Below are 17,122 nucleotides of genomic sequence, written 5' to 3'. Positions count from 1 at the left end.
CTGAATATTTGCACATAAAAGGATACCTATTGTGAAAGTCACTAAAGCTGTTATACCGGTTGCGGGCTTAGGAACTCGGATGTTACCTGCCACTAAAGCTATTCCAAAAGAAATGCTGCCGGTGGTAGATAAGCCGTTAATTCAGTATGTAGTACAAGAATGTATTGCGGCCGGTATTAAAGAAATCATCCTCGTTACCCACTCATCTAAAAACAGCATTGAAAACCACTTTGATAAAAGCTTCGAGCTAGAATCAATGCTAGAAAAACGGGTTAAACGCCAGCTTTTAGAAGAAGTACAACAAATTTGCCCTAAAGACGTCACTATTATGCATGTGCGCCAGGGTGAAGCTAAAGGCTTAGGTCATGCCGTTTTGTGTGCACGGCCACTGATTGGCAGTGTGCCTTTCGCTGTAGTATTGCCTGATGTGTTAATTGATCACTACGACTGCAATATGAAAAAAGATAATTTGGCAGACATGAATACCTTGTTTGAACAAACCGGTATTAGCCAAATTATGGTAGAGCCGGTGCCAATGGAAAGTGTTAGTAGCTATGGTGTTGCTGATGTTAAAGGCAAAACCTTACAGCCCTCTGAATCAGTTAAAATGACGGCTATCGTTGAAAAACCTACTATTGAAGACGCCCCATCTAACTTATCTGTAGTAGGTCGTTATGTATTTACGCCAGAGATATGGGAAGCGCTTGAATACACACCACAAGGTGCTGGTGATGAGATCCAACTTACCGACGCCATCGCCATTTTAATGAAAGAGCAACAAGTAAATGCTTATCATATCAAAGGGCGTAGCCACGATTGCGGCAATAAATTAGGATATATGACAACTTTTGTCGAATTTGGGATCCGTGATAAACGGTTAGGGGCAGCTTTTACGGCAAATCTGCAACAATTACTGCAAAAATATACGTCTAAATAAGCGCTTAGTTTTTGCATAGCTAAAGATTTTATCCTTTTGGAGCATTACATGACCTTGGTGGTAACATTAACCAGTAATTCATTATGGCAAACATTAGTGTCAAACCAGAGTTGGCTTGTGGTAAACACTTTAGCCGATCTCAAAGGTATAGAAGCTGAGGTTGTTATAAATAATACTGTGTCTGTTGAGCAATTATCACAGGTTATTGATAAAGCAAATAATGTGCTAGTAGCATATACCTCTGCAGAGACTGCAGTCGCTGAGTTATTAGTTGCAGGTAATACTGTTGAAGTTGCAATAAAAGTGTGGCATAAACAAGTATCTGATCTTTTAACATTGCAACGCAAATACCGTCGCAAGTTAAAATTGCTAAATTTAAATCAGTTAGCCTATGCCAGTGATGAACAGCTAGTTAAATTGCAGCAATATTTACCTTTAACTAAAAGCTTGCCAAACCCAGCAGAAGGTATTGAATTGTTAGCCGCAAGCCAAGTGTTAAGCCAAAATGCAGAGCTTGCTGAGTTAAGTTTGCTACTGCAAGCAAGTAGCTTAGCTATTGCCGAGTTGCCTGTATTAAATGTGCAGGCGGCATTAAATGCTGTAGCGAATTCTAAAACACAGCTTAGTGAACAAGTTGCACAGCTTAAACAAGAGCTAGTCCAACAACAGCAAAAAGCAGAAACTGCAGATCAACAGGCGCAAAGCAAGCACGCAGAGTTAACGAAGACTATTGCATCTATAAAACAGCAAACTGAACAGCAACAGCAAGAGTTTGATAAACGGCTTGCCACAGCAAATAGTGAGCAAGAGCTGGTATTAAGCCAGCTTTTGCAGGTGCAAGAAGAGCTAGAGCAGCAGTATCAAAAAGCCCAAGCGTTGCAGCAACAATTAGCAAAACGTGATGCTGAGCATTCACAAATACTAGCACAAACAAAGCAGCATGACGCAGAGCAAAAAGCAGCGCTAGTTGCGTTACAACAACAGCTTGAAGTCACGCAGCAGCAGTTGCAACAAAGTAATCAGCAACAGCAAACCCAAGCAAGTGAGCTTGCCGCAGCAAATAGTGAGCAAGAGCTAGTATTAAGCCAGCTCCTGCAGGTGCAAGAAGAGCTAGAGCAGCAGTATCAAAAAGCCCAAGCGCTTCAGCAACAGGCAGCAAAACGTGATGCTGAGCATTCTCAAATACTTGCACAAACAAAGCAGCATGATGCAGAGCAAAAAGCAGCGCTAGTTGCGTTACAACAACAGCTTGAGGTTACGCAGCAGCAACTGCAGCAATGCAAACAGCAACAGCAAACCCAAGCAAATGAGCTTGCCGCAGCAAATAGTGGGCAAGAGCTGGTATTAAGCCAGCTCTTGCAGGTACAAGAAGAGCTAGAGCAGCAGTATCAAAAAGCCCAAGTGCTTCAGCAACAGGTAGCAAAAGTTGATGCTGAGCATTCTCAAATACTTGCACAAACAAAGCAGCATGATGCAGAGCAAAAAGCAGCGCTAGTTGCTTTAGAACAACAGCTTGCAGAAACGCAGCAGCAACTGCAGCAATGCAAACAGCAACAGCAACAGCAACAGCAACAGCAACAGCAACAGCAACAGCAAACGCAAGCTGTCGAGCTTGCCGCAGAAAATGAATTATTGTTAAGCCAGTTAATGCAAGAACAAGAAGAGCTTGAGCAGCAGTATTTAACTGGCCAACAGCTTAAACAGCAGTTAACACAGCAAACTGCCAGTGCCGAACAGCAACAAACAGAACTAAGCAAGTTAAGCAATTTAAATCAGCAACAGGCCAACGCCTTAGTGGCTAAGCAGCAAGAAATTAACCAGCAACAACAAAAACTAACAGAGTTGCAGTTACAACTTTCAGAGCAATTTACGCTGTTAGAACAAGCGGTTATTAAAGAGCAACAGGCATTACAAAATGCCGAGGTTTTGCAAAACGAGCTGCAAGCAGAAAAAGAGTTGTTACTTACCCAACTTATGCATGTGCAAGAAGAGTTAGAGCGCTACTACTTAAACTTTGTGCAAGGCGAAGAAACACATAAGCAATTACAACAGCAGTTAACAGAAGCCCAGCAACAGCTGCAGCAGCAACAAGCACAAGCGATAGTATTACAGCAACAGTTACGCCAAACCGAGCAAGAAAAACAACGCCAGCATACCTTGCATATTCAGCAACAAAAGCAGCAACAACGTGAGTACAGTAAGCTACAACTGCAATTTAAAAAGCAAAAAGTAGAGCTTGCAGGCCTTAAACACAGCTATCAGCAAGCAAGTAGCGAGCTTAAAGCCATACAAAGCTCTGCTAGTTGGAAAGTTGCTGCCCCGGTACGGGTGCTTTCTCGTGCAATAAAAAAGGTTGATAAAGAGCAGCAGCGCTTACAACAAGATATTGGCTTATTGTTTACCAGCGAATATTTTGATGCCGATTGGTATTTAAACACCTACCCAGATGTTAAAGAAGCCGGCGTAAACCCAGCAGAACACTATATTAAATTTGGCGCCGCCGAAGGCCGCCGGCCTAGTGCTGAGTTTGATGGTAACTGGTACTTGCAGCGTTACCCCGATGTAGCAGAAAGTGGTGTTAACCCATTATTGCATTATATTAAGTTTGGCCTTAATGAAGGCCGTACTGCGTCGCCAAAATTACTAGAAGATCATTCAGATCACAAAACCGATTAACAGGGGTAAGCCATGGCAGAGATACAGCAACAACTTATCTGGTTAGGCGCCGGCAGTGCTCGCCAGCCTAACCTAAATTTTAATGCCTTTAGCCAGGTTACCTTAGTAGATGCGCGCGAGGATGCTTGCCTAGCCCTTACACAAGCGTTTTCAGAGCCAACTGTAACGGTGTTGCAACAACTGGTCAGCGTTGAAGCAGCTAATCACAGCTTTACTTGTTATAACCTGCCCGAGTTTTCGGCGATTAGCCCTGTTACCGGGCTAAAAGAGTTGTTTCCTGGTTTAAAAAGCAAAAGCCAAGAGCAATTACCAAGCCAAGCAATAAACGAACTGCTAGAGCAAATAAATGCTAAGCAGCAACTTGTCGCAGAGGCTAACACCCTTATTATTGATATTCCCGATCAGGCATTAGCGTTGCTTAACAAGCTTATTGAAACTAAAAAGCTTAGTTTGTTTAGTAATGTGGTTATTTCTTATGGCAGTAGCGAACTTTATAAAGGTATGCCAGGTATTTCGGCTATTACCGAGCTTTTAGAAAAACAATACTTTACGCTTAAAAATACCGATGATACTGACCCAGACTTACCGCTGTACACTTTTAAACTGGATGCAGCCGCAAAAAAAATTACTGAGTTAAACAACAAGGTTGAACATCTTACTGAACAATTAGCATCTGCAGAGCAACGCGAAACCGCTACTCTCCAACAATTAGAAAAACAACAGGCAGAGTTAAGCAAACAACTTGCTGCAGTTAAACAACAGGCAGATAGCGAAAAACAGCCGCTTGAGCAGCAAAAAACAGAACTTACTAAGCAGCTTGAGGCGGCTAAACAGCAAGCGACAAGCGATAAACAGCAGCTAGAACAGCAAAAAGCGGAGCTGGCTAAACAGCTAGAGACGGCTAAACAGCAAGCTTCGACTGACAAACAGCAGCTTGAGCAGCAAAAAGCGGAACTGGCTAAGCAACTAGAGGCGGCTAAACAGCACGCTTCGACTGACAAGCAACAGCTAGAGCAACAAAAAGCGGAGCTCGCTAAGCAGCTAGAGGCGGCTAAACAGCAAGCCGCGACTGACAAGCAGCAGCTAGAGCAACAAAAAGCAGAGCTTGCTGAGCAGCTAGAGGCGGTTAATCAGCACGCGGCCAGCGATAAGCAGCAGCTAGAACAGCAAAAGGTAGAGCTGAATAAGCAGCTAGAAGCTGCTAAGCAACAAACTATTGCAGAACAGCAGCACAAGACTGAATTAGCCAAACAGCTAGAAGAAAGTAAAAAGCAGCTTGAGCAGCAATATACTGAACTTAATGAGCAATTAGCTGAAAAACAGCATTACTTATCTGAACATGAAAAGTGGAATGCGCAGCTACAAAGTGATGCTTCTGATTTAGAAAGTAAACTTGAGAAAACTAAAGCTGAGCATGAATTAGATAAACAAAATATTGATGTGCTTCAATCAGAAATAAATAAGCTTAAAAATATAAATGCTGAACTGGAAGCTGAGAAAAATAACCTTAATGTCGCTATTCAAGATAAATTATCTAAATTACAAAAAGATCTTGAAGAATATAAAAAATGGAATGGCGGTTTAAAAAATCAGATAAGTGAGAAAGACAAACTTATTAGTTCATTAGAGACAAAAAATGCTGACTTAAACGCGGCTAAAGATGAGTTACAAACTCTTGTCTTAGCACTAGAAAAAAAAGTTGAAACATATTTAAATGAAAAACAACTTTTAACCAATGAAATACAGCAAAAACAAGAAGCGCTTGAGCTTACTCAGGCTGAAGTAAAGCAACTGGTTGATGAAAAACAGCATGAAGCACATTGGAATAAAGAACACAAAAAATGGGCTGAGGGGCTGCAGCAACAACTAAATGTAGTTAAGAGTAATTTTGATAAAATAAATAAACAGTTCAACGAACAACAAAAAACCATCTCTTTGCAGGTTAAGTTATTAAGTAAACTTGAAATTGATAACAGTGATGTTAGGCATCAGCTTGTTGCAACAAAGCAAAAGGAACAGGAATTACTCGATTTAGTAAAAGAACTGCATCAAAAATTAAAAATGGCTGCAGGGTTTTATCATCGCTTAACTGAGGATAACCCAGATTTGTTGGTGAAAAAGTCATGAATTTGGATCTTGTAGCGTTAAATAGATTAATTAAAGAACTAGATGAGTCAGTTGAATTAATTGAAGAGCGCGCTAACTTGGCACTTGGTTCTTTATCTCAAGCTAATGTTGCTCAAGATGAGTTTACTGATTCCAAAAGCCTTCTTGCTAAATGTGAAAAGGCGGTGCTTAATCACTCGAAACCCAAACCGGTTATTAGACTACTTCACCATTTAGCTTGTAGCGGCGGAACCTTAATATCCAAGTGTTTGGCTGCACAGCCAAACGTCTTTATCCTGAGTGAATTACATCCTTTTTCTACATTGCACTTAGGCGAAAAAGCAAAATACTTGCCTGCAGATATTACAACGCAAGCACGTTATGGTCGTTTGCCTGATATAGAAGAACTCGCTGCTGAATTATTTGTTGCCAACATAAAGCACACAGAAAAGCATGTAAGGCAGAGAGGGGGGCATTTAGTGCTTAGAGTTCATAATCATGTTGATTATTGCCTTGGTGATAATGTGCAACCCTTTGAGCGTGTTTCGCAGCTGTTAACAGAGCATTTTGAGCTGATACAACTAGTGACGATTAGAGACCCAATAGACGCGTATCGTTCTTTACAAGAAAACGGTTGGTTACATTTTAACCCCAATACTTTTGATGAGTATTGCCGACGTGTTCAAATATTTCTTGAGCATTGTCATAGCATTCCTACGTTACGATATGAAGATTTTGTCAGTAATCCTCAACAGACAATGTTAACTATTACTGATATTCTAAAAATACCATTTAATGAGAACTTTTCAGAAATTTATGAATTATTTAATGTAAGTGGCGACAGCGGCCGCTCAGGAGGAGATATTTGCGCCAGGGAACGTAGAACGCTTTCAGAAGATTTTTTAGCTGAAATCGAAAAATCAGAAAATTACAAAAAAATAGCTGCTCACTTTGAATATTAACTTAAAACGTTGAATGACTTTATGGGAAGTAACATGCATTTTTGGAAAGCAGTAAATACTGCCAGGTCTTATGTTAAAGAAGGCCATACGGATGACGCCGTTAAGATAATAAGTAGGTTAGAAACGGAGCTGACTAATGATGTCTCTGCCACTAAACCTCAAAAGCAAAGCTTTTTAGAGCAATTTAAAGCTGCCTATGCTTTAGTTTCTTCTCAAAAGTTAAGTAAAGAGCCGACAATGGCGTTGGTGAGTGAATTAAATAATATTCCTCTTGATGAGTATGTTAAAACAATTGGCGAGGGTGTTTCTCTTGTAACGTGCTGCATGAATCGTAACGAAAACTTGGTGAAGGCTCTACCTAGCTGGGTTGCATGCGCTGACATTAACGAAATTATTATTGTTGATTGGTCTTCCACAGAACCTGTAGCCGATTACATTGCCGCTCATGGTTTTACTGATCCAAGAATTAAAGTTATTCGGGTAGATAACCAGCCGCGTTGGATTTTATCCTATGCTTTTAATATTGGCTTTCGCGCTGCGTCTTATAATAAAATTTTAAAGACCGATGCGGATATCATTGTTTACCCAGAATTTTTCCAGCGTAATTTTTTACGTAACGATCTATTTATTGCCGGTGATTGGCGTATTGCAGCCAAAGGCCAAGAGCATATAAATGGTTTCTTTTACGTAAATCGTGAAACACTGATGAAAATCAAAGGTTTTAACGAATACATTACCACTTATGGCTGGGATGATGATGATATCTATCATCGGTTAGAAGCATCAGGTGCCAAACGAACCCCGGTTGATACAGCAACGATTTATCATATTCCGCATGACGATGCTTTAAGAGTAGGTAACTTGGGGGATGTTGCGGCCGTTGATCATTTGGCGCAATTGCACTTATCTACTCGTTTTAAGATTAGGGCAAACCGTTTTATTGCTAATGCGATGCCAACCTGGACTAAAGATAGGGTATTTTTACCCTTTGCCATAATAGAAAACCAACCTGGCTTTTTACGTATTCAACAAAGCGGTGAGAGTATTCATTATGTGCCTAAGCATATTCGTGACGATGCGGAATATTATGCAGAATTAGAATTAACCTCATGGCAAGCCGGTTTGCGGGTATTCGATTTAGATAAGCGAAACTTACGTAAATTATTACAAGCCAAGCCACTTGGCTGTATTACTAAGCTTGATGTTGAAGTAGCAAATTATAACCAAGCACCTGGCTTTGTTTTTTCTGAACATTATGTACTGTTAAAAATGCAGCCAAGTTTCGTTGAAACTTATAAAACCCAATTAGAACCATTAGTTAAGCAACTAGCTATATTGTGCAACGCAAATAAGCGAGGCTTGGTTTTAGTTAGTGATAGCAGACCACAAGTTGCCGCGGTAATACCTGATTTACCTTATGTTGCTTTTGTACCAGGTTGGCGTAACTTGGGTGATACTCACACAATAACAGTACAGCAGTTAACAGATATGTCGGCTTTGCCTCAGGCTAATTTGCAAATAACCCTAAGCGCAGAGGTATTACCTGTGCTGTCTAACATTCTAAGTAGCAACAAGGCACCACAGCTTATGCTTAAGCGTGATAAGGTGTTTTTAGATGCTCAGCATGGTTTAGGGAACCGCTTAAGAGCGATGGCCTCAGGCGCGGCTATTGCAGCTGCGACCGATCGCGAGTTGGTTGTAGTGTGGGAGCCCGATCATCATTGTGAATGCCGTTTAAGTGATTTATATGATTATACAGGCGCCGTGATAGAACAAGCCTTTGTGGATGACGCAACAAATAAAGGCTTGGCTGTATATAACTATATGGAGATCGAGCCCGGTGCAGTTAAAGACGCGCCTATTATTTTGCAAGCCGGCCAGGACATTTATGCGCGCTCGGCTTATGTGTTAAGCAGCGAGTTTACGGCGTGGGATAAAGAAAATCAGTTTTTACAAGCGCTAAAGCCGGTGGAACAAGTAATGGCGCTAATGGCACCGTTTCAAGTTAAGCACCGTGTGGGCGCACACGTTCGTATGGAAGCCGGTAAAGGTTTAGACCATAATACTTATGATGCCATTGAAAACTGGACAAAAGAAGGGCATGACGAACTGCACTATTGGCGCGATAAAAGCCATTATTCGCATTTCATTAAACGTATCGATCAGTTAATGAAACAGGATAAAAACCTGCAATTATTCTTAGCCACCGATTTACCCGAAACCTATCAAGCATTTCAGCAGTACTATGGTGACAAGTTAGCTTTTCTATCGCGAACCGTGTATGACCGCTCGAAAGAGCAAATTATTTATGCATTAGCTGATGCCATGTTGTTAAGTGGCTGCAATCGGTTATTGGGCAGCACTTGGAGCTCCTTTAGCGAACTGGCTATGCGGTTATCAACGTCATTCTCAAAAATTGAGATGAGTGGTAAAGATTTTTAATTTAAAGAGGGCTTTATGGTTAAGTTTTTAGCTATTACTCCAGAACTTCATATTAGTAATAATGTTGCTGTAGTAGGTAATTCACCAAAGATATTGACTAAAAATCTTGGTGCTGAAATTGATAGTCACCAAGATGTTATAAGATTCAATGGAGCGCTAGTTGATGAGTATAAATCAGATGTTGGCTCAAAAACTACATTTCAATTTATCGGTATTGACTTGGCTTATTTATTTTCACCGCCATATAAAAGACCTTCCAAAGATGAAGAACAAAATGAAAAAATAAGATTATTTAACGCAGGCATAATTGCAGATAAGTTTTCAAATGCAAATATTGTCACTTTTCATCCAAATGACTCTGAAAGAAACAACAACAATAAACAATATAAATCTTCTATTTACCTGGCTAGTGTTTCACAAGATTTGTCAATATATTTCTTTGAAGAAAATGGAGTCGGATCCAGTATGTTTTTCTTCACAGCAAATAAAGATTTAGAATCGTTAGGTTTAGAAAGCAGATTAAATTTTGGTGGCCCTAGAACCGGATTTAAAACAGTTTTAAGGCTTGTTTTAAGTGGTGTTAAACCTGATTTGTACGGTTTCGACATTGATCCAAACATTGAGTTTGCAAAGCATTATTATGATGACATCACTAATGAAAAAATAAGTGAGTATAAACCTCACGATATTCAAGGTGAAATGATTACGTTAGTAGAAATGCATCAGAAAGGTCTAGTTAATATTGTTTGTTGAGGTGTTTTATGGTTATTTTAGATTGTACCCTAAGAGATGGCGGCTATTATAATAGTTGGAATTTTCCTTTAGAGCTAACAAATTTATACTTAGGTGCTATGTCTGCTTCAGGTGTGGATATAGTTGAGCTTGGCTTACGCTCGCTAATTAACAAAGGCTTTAAAGGCGCGAGTGCTTACACTACCGATAGCTATATCCGGACTCTGAGCATACCAAGTAGTTTAAAAGTGGCGGTAATGATTAATGCCACTGAGATTGTCGGTGATACCCCGCAAAACGACGTGCTTGCGCAGTTGTTTCCAAATGCCGCTGCAGACTCTCCCGTTTCAGTTGTGCGTATTGCCTGTCATGTGCATGAATTTGTAAAAGCATTACCTGCTTGCAATTGGTTAAAAGAGCGTGGTTACATTGTAGGTTTTAACCTTATGCAGGTGGCTGACCGCACACAAGAGGAAGTTGAAGCGCTGTCGCTGGAAGCCAGTAAGTATCCAATAGATGCGCTGTATTTTGCCGATAGTATGGGCAGTATGGATCCGGCGCAAACCACGCAAATTATTAGCTGGTTACGAAAGCACTGGCAAGGCGCTATGGGAATACATACTCACGATAATATGGGGTTAGCCTTATCGAATACGCTGCAAGCGGTAAAAGATGGCGTAACCTGGTTAGATGCAACTGTGACAGGTATGGGCCGCGGCCCAGGCAATGCACGTACTGAAGAGCTCGTTATTGAAGTGGCAGATATGCGTAAACAAGCCATTAATATGGTGCCGCTGATGTCGGTAATTCGCACGTACTTTCAGCCATTAAAGAATCAGTGTGGTTGGGGGTCTAACCCGTATTACTATTTATCGGGTAAATATGGCATTCACCCTACTTATATCCAAGAAATGCTAGGTGACTCTCGTTATAGCGAAGAAGATATTTTAGCGGCAATTAATCACCTGAAAGTAGAGGGTGGTAAGAAGTTTAGTTTAAATACCTTGGATGCAACGCGTCAATTTTATAAAGGGGAGCCGCGAGGCACTTGGTCACCTACCGAATTGTTCGCTGGCAAAAATGTACTTTTACTCGGTACTGGCCCAGGTGTAGCAGAGCACCGTGTAGCGCTTGAAGGTTATATCAAAACCCATAAGCCGGTAGTAGTGGCTTTAAATACGCAGTCGGGTGTAGCGCAGTCGTTAATCGACTTACGTGTCGCCTGTCATCCAATACGTTTATTAGCTGACTGCGAAGCGCATACGCAGTTACCGCAACCCCTCATTACACCGGCCTCTATGTTACCTGATGATGTGTTAGCTTCGCTTGGTGATAAAACGTTACTAGATTATGGCTTGTCAGTAAAAGCCAATACATTTGAGTTCGGTGAAAAAGCTTGCGTATTACCTACCTCTTTAGTTATCTGTTATGCCTTAGCCGTAATTACCGCTGGTGGTGCTAATAAAATTATGATGGCAGGCTTTGATGGCTATGGTGCAGATGACCCTCGTAATTCAGAAATGAATAAATTATTACAACTGTATGCTGCTGACAGTGCTGCTTTAGAGCTATCATCTGTAACGCCCAGTCGTTATGAAGTAAAGTCTCTGAGTATTTATGGCTTATCAAGGTAGGTGCGGGAGATGACTGTTAGCGTATTTTTGCCTTGCCGAAAAGGCAGTGAGCGGGTGCCTAAAAAAAATATTAAGCCTTTCGCTGGTATAGAGCATGGCCTGGTAGAATTAAAGCTAAAGCAACTATTAAGTTGTGAGGTTATCGATGAGGTTGTGCTATCGACTAATGACTACGAAATCTTAAGCTTTGCTTCCGGTATTGCGCATAGTAAACTTCGTGTACATAAACGCATTGATTCGCTATGTACCAGTACAACCAGTACCGATGAACTGGTCGCTCATGCTCTCGATTTAATACCTACAGGCCACATACTTTGGACTCATGTCACTTCGCCTTTTATAAACGCGCAGGTCTATCAGGAAATCATAACGCAGTACTTTAAGGCGTTAGAGCAAGGGTATGACTCATTGATGACTACAACCTTGATCCATGGTTTCTTATGGAATGAGCAAGCACCTATAAACTATGACCGAACAAAGGAAAAATGGCCAAGAACACAGACCATTGCCCCAATTCATGAGGTCAACAGTGGTGTATTTTTAAATAGTGCTGAAAATTACCTAAAACTTGACGACCGTATTGGTAATAAACCTTTTCTCTATTCTATGAATAAGATCACTGCGCATGACATCGACTGGCATGAAGATTTTGTTATTGCTGAAGCTATTGCTAAAAATGGATTAGCCACATTATGAATTTATCAAATTACCAAACATTGGTGTTTGACTGCGATGGCGTTGTATTAAACTCGAATAAAGTGAAAACCGAGGCTTTTTTTAAAGCCGCTTTACCTTATGGTGAGGCCGCTGCTCAGCAATTGGTAGATTATCATGTTGCTCGAGGGGGGATCTCTCGTTATAAAAAGTTTGAGTGGTTTGTTGAGAATGTTGTAGCTGGGCAAGCAGGGCCAAATTTAGAACAACTCCTTGCCGCTTATGCTAAAGAAGTGCTCGAAGGTTTATTAAACTGTGAAATTGTTTCGGGGTTAACAGAGTTAAGAGCAAAAACTGCTCATGCTAATTGGTTAATTGTATCCGGAGGCGATCAACAAGAGTTGCGAGACGTATTTGCAACCAAAGACATTGCCAAGTATTTTGATGGTGGTATTTTTGGTAGCCCGGATAGTAAAGACACGATTTTGGCGCGTGAAAAACAAAACGGAAATATCAAACCCAAGGCATTGTTTTTGGGTGACAGCCGTTATGATCATGAAGCGGCAACAACAGCAAAGTTAGATTTTGTGTTTTTAAGTTACTGGACTGAGTTTTCGGAATGGCAAAGTTATTGTGCTAGCAATACGATACAAACCCAAAACTCTTTATTTTTTATTTAAAGGTCATTAAGTATGAAAAAAGCGTTAATTACCGGTGTAACCGGCCAGGACGGCTCTTATTTAGCCGAGTTTTTGTTAGAAAAAGGCTATGAAGTGCACGGTATTAAGCGTCGCGCGTCTTCTTTTAATACCCAGCGGGTTGACCATATTTATGAAGACCCGCATGTTGATAACCAGCACTTTATTTTGCATTACGGTGATTTAAGTGACACCTCTAATTTGGTGCGGATTATTCAGCAAGTGCAGCCGGATGAGATTTATAACTTGGGTGCACAAAGCCATGTTGCGGTAAGCTTTGAAGCGCCAGAATATACGGCTGACGTGGATGCCATGGGCACCTTACGTATTTTAGAAGCTATTCGTATTTTAGGCTTAGAAAAAAAGACCCGTTTTTATCAAGCGTCAACCTCTGAGTTGTATGGTTTAGTGCAAGAAACCCCACAAAAAGAAACCACACCCTTTTACCCACGCTCACCGTATGCGGTGGCAAAAATGTACGCTTACTGGATAACCGTAAACTACCGTGAAGCTTATGGTATGTATGCCTGTAACGGTATTTTGTTTAACCATGAAAGCCCACGCCGTGGTGAAACCTTTGTAACCCGCAAAATTACCCGTGGTTTAGCTAATATTGCGCAAGGCTTAGAGCCATGTTTATTTATGGGTAACATGGATGCACTGCGTGATTGGGGCCATGCTAAAGACTATGTACGCATGCAGTGGATGATGTTGCAGCAAGATACGCCGGATGACTTTGTCATTGCTACCGGTGTGCAGTATTCGGTACGTGAGTTTATTACTTGGTCTGCTAAAGAGCTGGGTATTACCTTGCGTTTTGAAGGCACTGGCGTGGATGAAGTGGCGGTGGTGGCTGCAATTGAAGGGGATAATGCCCCGGCGTTAAAGGTTGGCGATGTGATTGTTAAAGTAGACCCACGTTACTTCCGCCCTGCTGAAGTGGAGACTTTACTTGGCGACCCAAGTAAAGCAAAAGAGAAGTTGGGCTGGGTACCTGAAATCACCACACAAGAAATGTGTGCCGAGATGGTGGCGCACGATTTAAAAGCCGCGAAACGCCATGCGCTGTTAAAGCAGCATGGTTATGAGTTGCCGGTATCGGTTGAGTAATAAGTTACATGAAAGAGATAAGAGCTTCTCTTATCTCTTTTTTAAATAGGCTTTTATTGTGGAAAACATTCATCTTGTTTCATTCGCTGATGGCCCATTTCAAGCACGTGCAGCTGGGTTTAAAAAAGAAGCTGAAAGTTTAGACCTTTTTACTTCAATATCTGTTTTTGATTGGGCAACACTTTCTACTGATTTTGCCGATGCTCATGGTGATTTTGCGCTCAACAATCCAAGAGGTTTTGGCTATTGGATTTGGAAGCCGCAGGTCACCTTACAGGTGATGGAAAACAGCAAACCTGGCGATATTATTGTATATATGGATGTTGGTTTTGAGCTTAACAGCTGTGGAAGATATAGGTTCTTAGAATACTGCAAACTGGCAAAATCAAATGTTTACCAGCAATTAGCCTTTAGCAATACGCATACCGAGTATCGTTGGACGAAGCAAGATTTAGCAGGTCGTTTAAACTTAGCGGCAGACTCGCCTGAAATGTTAAGCACTCAGTTAGCGGCTGGCTTTTTTATTTTGATCAACAACGAAGAAAATAAAAAGTTGGTGAGATTATGGCGAGATATCGCTGTTGAGCAAAATTATCATTTCTCTGATGATTCGCCCTCTAGTCAACCTAACCATGAACAATTTATTGAGCATCGTCATGATGCTAGTATCTTTAGTTTACTCCGCAAAATAAAGGGAACCTTTGTTACGCATTACGAAGTACAAAAATACCCTCATTTTGATTCGATAAAACAGCAGTTACCTGCTTGGGCATCGCGGAAAAAGTAACATTAATGGAATTAACTATGAAAAAGGTTTTTGTCGCTGGCCATAATGGCATGGTGGGTTCAGCTATTGTTAGGCAATTAGCCAAACGGGGTGATGTTGAAATTATCACGCGCAGCCGCAGTGAGCTGAATTTATTAAATCAAGCCGATGTGCAGGCGTTTTTTGCTGAGCAGCAGCTAGACCAAGTGTACTTGGCGGCGGCCAAGGTAGGCGGGATTATTGCTAATAACACTTACCCCGCAGAGTTTATTTATGAAAACCTGATGATAGAAGCCAATATCATCCATGCGGCACACTTAAATAATGTGCAACAACTGTTGTTTTTAGGCTCAAGCTGCATTTATCCAAAACTGGCTGAGCAACCGATGGCAGAGCAGGCGTTATTAACGGGCACATTAGAGCCGACCAATGAGCCTTATGCCATTGCTAAAATAGCCGGTATTAAATTGTGCGAAAGCTATAACCGGCAATATGGTCGGGATTATCGCAGTGTCATGCCCACCAATTTATATGGCCCTAATGATAATTTTCACCCGGATAATAGCCACGTTATTCCAGCATTGCTGCGTCGTTTTCATGAAGCCAAATTAGCAAACGCAGCTGAGGTTGTGGCGTGGGGCAGTGGCTCGCCGATGCGTGAGTTTTTGCATGTGGATGATATGGCCGCGGCCAGTATTTTTGTGATGGAGCTAGATAAAGCGACTTACGAAGCCAACACCCAGCCGATGTTAAGCCATATTAATGTGGGTACAGGTGTAGATTGCACCATAAAAGAATTAACGGAAACCGTGGCCAAGGTGGTCGGTTTTACTGGTCGCATTACCTGGGATACGAGTAAACCGGATGGTGCACCCCGTAAATTAATGCAAGTAAACCGTTTAAAAGCGTTGGGCTGGCAATCGAGTATAGCCTTAAGCCAAGGTTTGGAAGATGCATACCAGTGGTTTTTAGCTAACCAAGCAACGTTTAGAGCCTAAGCATGTTTTTAGATAACAGCACCTTTAGTACGGTATTAGACAGCACGCCTTTAGTGTCGATTGATTTACTGATAGAGAACACAAAGGGCGAAATACTGTTAGGCGAGCGTAAAAACCGCCCCGCACAAGGTTATTGGTTTGTGCCCGGCGGGCGGATTTTAAAAAATGAAAGCCTGGCTGCAGCCTTTGCGCGGTTAACCTTGGCAGAGCTGGGTGAATCATTCTCGTTAAGTGAGGCAAGCTTACAAGGGCCTTATGATCATTTTTACGATGATAGCGTGTTTGGTGAAACACCCTCAACCCATTACGTAGCAATTGCTTATCGTTTAAAGGTAACAAGTTTAAACGCTTTGCCAAAAGAACAGCATAGTGGTTATCGCTGGTTTAGCCTAGCTGAGTTACTGAGTGATAACGCTGTACATCAACATACGAAAGCGTATTTTTTAAAATGATGAGTCAGGTTGCTTTTTGGAAGCATGAGCCAGTTGCTGATCAAGCTTCTGAGACGTTAGCTGCGAATACCCTTAGGTTTTATCAGCAAACGTTAGGCGATATGGTTAAACTTACCCCTGCCGGGAACTATCAAATTGCTGATCGAGGCGGCGAGGCACAGTGGTGTAATGACCCTCTTGGCCGTCGCACCTTTGTTAAACGCTTTATTGTAAAACCAGACGATTGGTATAAGTTAACTGATCAGGTTACTGCGTTAGAGCAACAGATCGTTCAAGCAGCCCAGTTAACGCGGCAACGTTTACCTAAAAAAGTACCCCTTTATGTAACCTTGTTTAGCCCGATGACATTGGCTTTAATGTTGGCAGGTCCTGAGCGTTTAATCGCCCATTTACATAGTGCACCAGCAGCCGTAAATTATGCGATAAAACAACTATTACAAAGCGCTGAGCGCTTATTGAGTTTGTATCAGCAAGTGGATGTTGCTGGCTACTTTATTGCTAATCAACACGCGGCTGGAGGGTTGCTGAGCGAACAAGATTATTTAAATTTTGCCAAAGACAGTGATGATAGGATATTAAGGTCGAGTACGCAGTTAGGTGACACTATCTTACATTTGCATGGGCATGGCGTTCTTACAGCTGCGTTACCGACACATTCAGCAGCACGCGTACATTATGAACTTGATGCGACCAACCCTTCGCCAGAACAGTTTAGAGCAATAAGCCAATGCTCAGCTGTTATTGGTTTGCCTTTAGATGTTTGGAGAAAACCCGCTAGCTATAAAGCGCAAACACGCTTGATGTTAGAGCGCTTTGCTCAGCCTACCGCCTTATTTACTTCGCCATGTGTTTTACCTCTAAATCTAGCGAATACTGAGGTACAGCACTGGATTACCGCTATGAGGTTAGCGCTTGCTTAAGCTTTGGCATAAGGATGTACTTAACCATCCCGCTT

Annotated in this window: 14 protein-coding genes; all 14 read left to right on the top strand. The window is 41.6% G+C overall.

Going from position 1 to position 17,122, the window contains the following annotated elements:
- Positions 1 to 31 precede the first annotated feature (31 nt).
- The 14 genes from galU to LMJ53_RS00855 are packed head-to-tail and all read left to right on the top strand — an operon-like array spanning position 32 to position 17,087.
- Positions 32 to 937, top strand: coding sequence for a UTP--glucose-1-phosphate uridylyltransferase GalU (gene galU, locus LMJ53_RS00920; RefSeq protein WP_229584371.1), 906 nt, complete (start codon positions 32 to 34; stop codon positions 935 to 937).
- Between the two features lie 48 nt (positions 938 to 985).
- Complete coding sequence (locus LMJ53_RS00915) at positions 986 to 3,613, top strand: hypothetical protein (RefSeq protein WP_229584370.1); 2,628 nt, start codon at positions 986 to 988, stop codon at positions 3,611 to 3,613.
- Positions 3,614 to 3,625: 12 nt separating this feature from the next.
- Positions 3,626 to 5,740 (top strand): hypothetical protein, encoded by a 2,115-nt coding sequence (locus LMJ53_RS00910; protein WP_229584369.1) that lies wholly within the window; start codon positions 3,626 to 3,628, stop codon positions 5,738 to 5,740.
- On the top strand, positions 5,737 to 6,681 hold the full coding sequence (locus LMJ53_RS00905) for a sulfotransferase (protein ID WP_229584368.1): 945 nt from the start codon (positions 5,737 to 5,739) through the stop codon (positions 6,679 to 6,681). Before LMJ53_RS00910 ends, LMJ53_RS00905 begins: the two co-directional genes overlap by 4 nt.
- Before the next feature lie 33 nt (positions 6,682 to 6,714).
- Entirely contained in the window at positions 6,715 to 9,123 is a 2,409-nt protein-coding gene (locus LMJ53_RS00900; protein WP_229584367.1) for a galactosyltransferase-related protein, read from the top strand.
- A gap of 15 nt (positions 9,124 to 9,138) precedes the next feature.
- Positions 9,139 to 9,876: a glycosyltransferase family 29 protein gene (locus tag LMJ53_RS00895; RefSeq protein ID WP_229584366.1), complete on the top strand. Its 738-nt coding sequence runs from the start codon at positions 9,139 to 9,141 to the stop codon at positions 9,874 to 9,876.
- A gap of 8 nt (positions 9,877 to 9,884) precedes the next feature.
- Positions 9,885 to 11,489 carry an aldolase catalytic domain-containing protein gene (locus LMJ53_RS00890; RefSeq protein WP_229584365.1) on the top strand — a complete coding sequence of 535 codons (1,605 nt, stop codon included), beginning with the start codon at positions 9,885 to 9,887 and terminating at the stop codon, positions 11,487 to 11,489.
- Between the two features lie 9 nt (positions 11,490 to 11,498).
- Positions 11,499 to 12,185 carry a cytidylyltransferase domain-containing protein gene (locus LMJ53_RS00885; protein ID WP_229584364.1) on the top strand — a complete coding sequence of 229 codons (687 nt, stop codon included), beginning with the start codon at positions 11,499 to 11,501 and terminating at the stop codon, positions 12,183 to 12,185.
- Positions 12,182 to 12,823, top strand: coding sequence for an HAD family hydrolase (locus LMJ53_RS00880; protein WP_229584363.1), 642 nt, complete (start codon positions 12,182 to 12,184; stop codon positions 12,821 to 12,823). Before LMJ53_RS00885 ends, LMJ53_RS00880 begins: the two co-directional genes overlap by 4 nt.
- Positions 12,824 to 12,835: 12 nt before the next feature.
- Positions 12,836 to 13,951, top strand: a complete 1,116-nt coding sequence (gmd, locus tag LMJ53_RS00875; protein WP_229584362.1) for a GDP-mannose 4,6-dehydratase — start codon at positions 12,836 to 12,838, stop codon at positions 13,949 to 13,951.
- 58 nt (positions 13,952 to 14,009) lie between these two features.
- Entirely contained in the window at positions 14,010 to 14,738 is a 729-nt protein-coding gene (locus tag LMJ53_RS00870) for a hypothetical protein (protein ID WP_229584361.1), read from the top strand.
- A gap of 17 nt (positions 14,739 to 14,755) precedes the next feature.
- Positions 14,756 to 15,715 (top strand): GDP-L-fucose synthase, encoded by a 960-nt coding sequence (gene fcl / locus LMJ53_RS00865; RefSeq protein ID WP_324295573.1) that lies wholly within the window; start codon positions 14,756 to 14,758, stop codon positions 15,713 to 15,715.
- Between the two features lie 2 nt (positions 15,716 to 15,717).
- A complete protein-coding gene (locus LMJ53_RS00860) occupies positions 15,718 to 16,167 on the top strand; it encodes a GDP-mannose mannosyl hydrolase (RefSeq protein WP_229584359.1) in 450 nt (149 codons plus the stop codon).
- Positions 16,164 to 17,087 (top strand): uroporphyrinogen decarboxylase family protein, encoded by a 924-nt coding sequence (locus tag LMJ53_RS00855; protein ID WP_229584358.1) that lies wholly within the window; start codon positions 16,164 to 16,166, stop codon positions 17,085 to 17,087. The genes LMJ53_RS00860 and LMJ53_RS00855 overlap by 4 nt, the downstream gene beginning before the upstream one ends.
- Positions 17,088 to 17,122: the final 35 nt, after the last annotated feature.

The organism is Rheinheimera sp. UJ51, from assembly GCF_020819615.1.
In the GTDB taxonomy this organism is placed as follows: domain Bacteria; phylum Pseudomonadota; class Gammaproteobacteria; order Enterobacterales; family Alteromonadaceae; genus Alishewanella; species Alishewanella maricola.
Note: the sequence above shows the minus strand (reverse complement) of the source record. Positions and strands in the feature narration are given on the sequence as shown.

Excerpts from the sequence above, each read along its gene's own strand:
- LMJ53_RS00915 (WP_229584370.1), top strand. The coding sequence starts at position 986 with ATGACCTTGGTGGTAACATTAACCAGTAATTCATTATGGCAAACATTA.
- LMJ53_RS00910 (WP_229584369.1), top strand. The coding sequence starts at position 3,626 with ATGGCAGAGATACAGCAACAACTTATCTGGTTAGGCGCCGGCAGTGCT.
- LMJ53_RS00905 (WP_229584368.1), top strand. The coding sequence starts at position 5,737 with ATGAATTTGGATCTTGTAGCGTTAAATAGATTAATTAAAGAACTAGAT.
- LMJ53_RS00900 (WP_229584367.1), top strand. The coding sequence starts at position 6,715 with ATGCATTTTTGGAAAGCAGTAAATACTGCCAGGTCTTATGTTAAAGAA.
- LMJ53_RS00895 (WP_229584366.1), top strand. The coding sequence starts at position 9,139 with ATGGTTAAGTTTTTAGCTATTACTCCAGAACTTCATATTAGTAATAAT.
- LMJ53_RS00890 (WP_229584365.1), top strand. The coding sequence starts at position 9,885 with ATGGTTATTTTAGATTGTACCCTAAGAGATGGCGGCTATTATAATAGT.
- LMJ53_RS00885 (WP_229584364.1), top strand. The coding sequence starts at position 11,499 with ATGACTGTTAGCGTATTTTTGCCTTGCCGAAAAGGCAGTGAGCGGGTG.
- LMJ53_RS00880 (WP_229584363.1), top strand. The coding sequence starts at position 12,182 with ATGAATTTATCAAATTACCAAACATTGGTGTTTGACTGCGATGGCGTT.
- gmd (WP_229584362.1), top strand. The coding sequence starts at position 12,836 with ATGAAAAAAGCGTTAATTACCGGTGTAACCGGCCAGGACGGCTCTTAT.
- fcl (WP_324295573.1), top strand. The coding sequence starts at position 14,756 with ATGAAAAAGGTTTTTGTCGCTGGCCATAATGGCATGGTGGGTTCAGCT.
- LMJ53_RS00860 (WP_229584359.1), top strand. The coding sequence starts at position 15,718 with ATGTTTTTAGATAACAGCACCTTTAGTACGGTATTAGACAGCACGCCT.
- LMJ53_RS00855 (WP_229584358.1), top strand. The coding sequence starts at position 16,164 with ATGATGAGTCAGGTTGCTTTTTGGAAGCATGAGCCAGTTGCTGATCAA.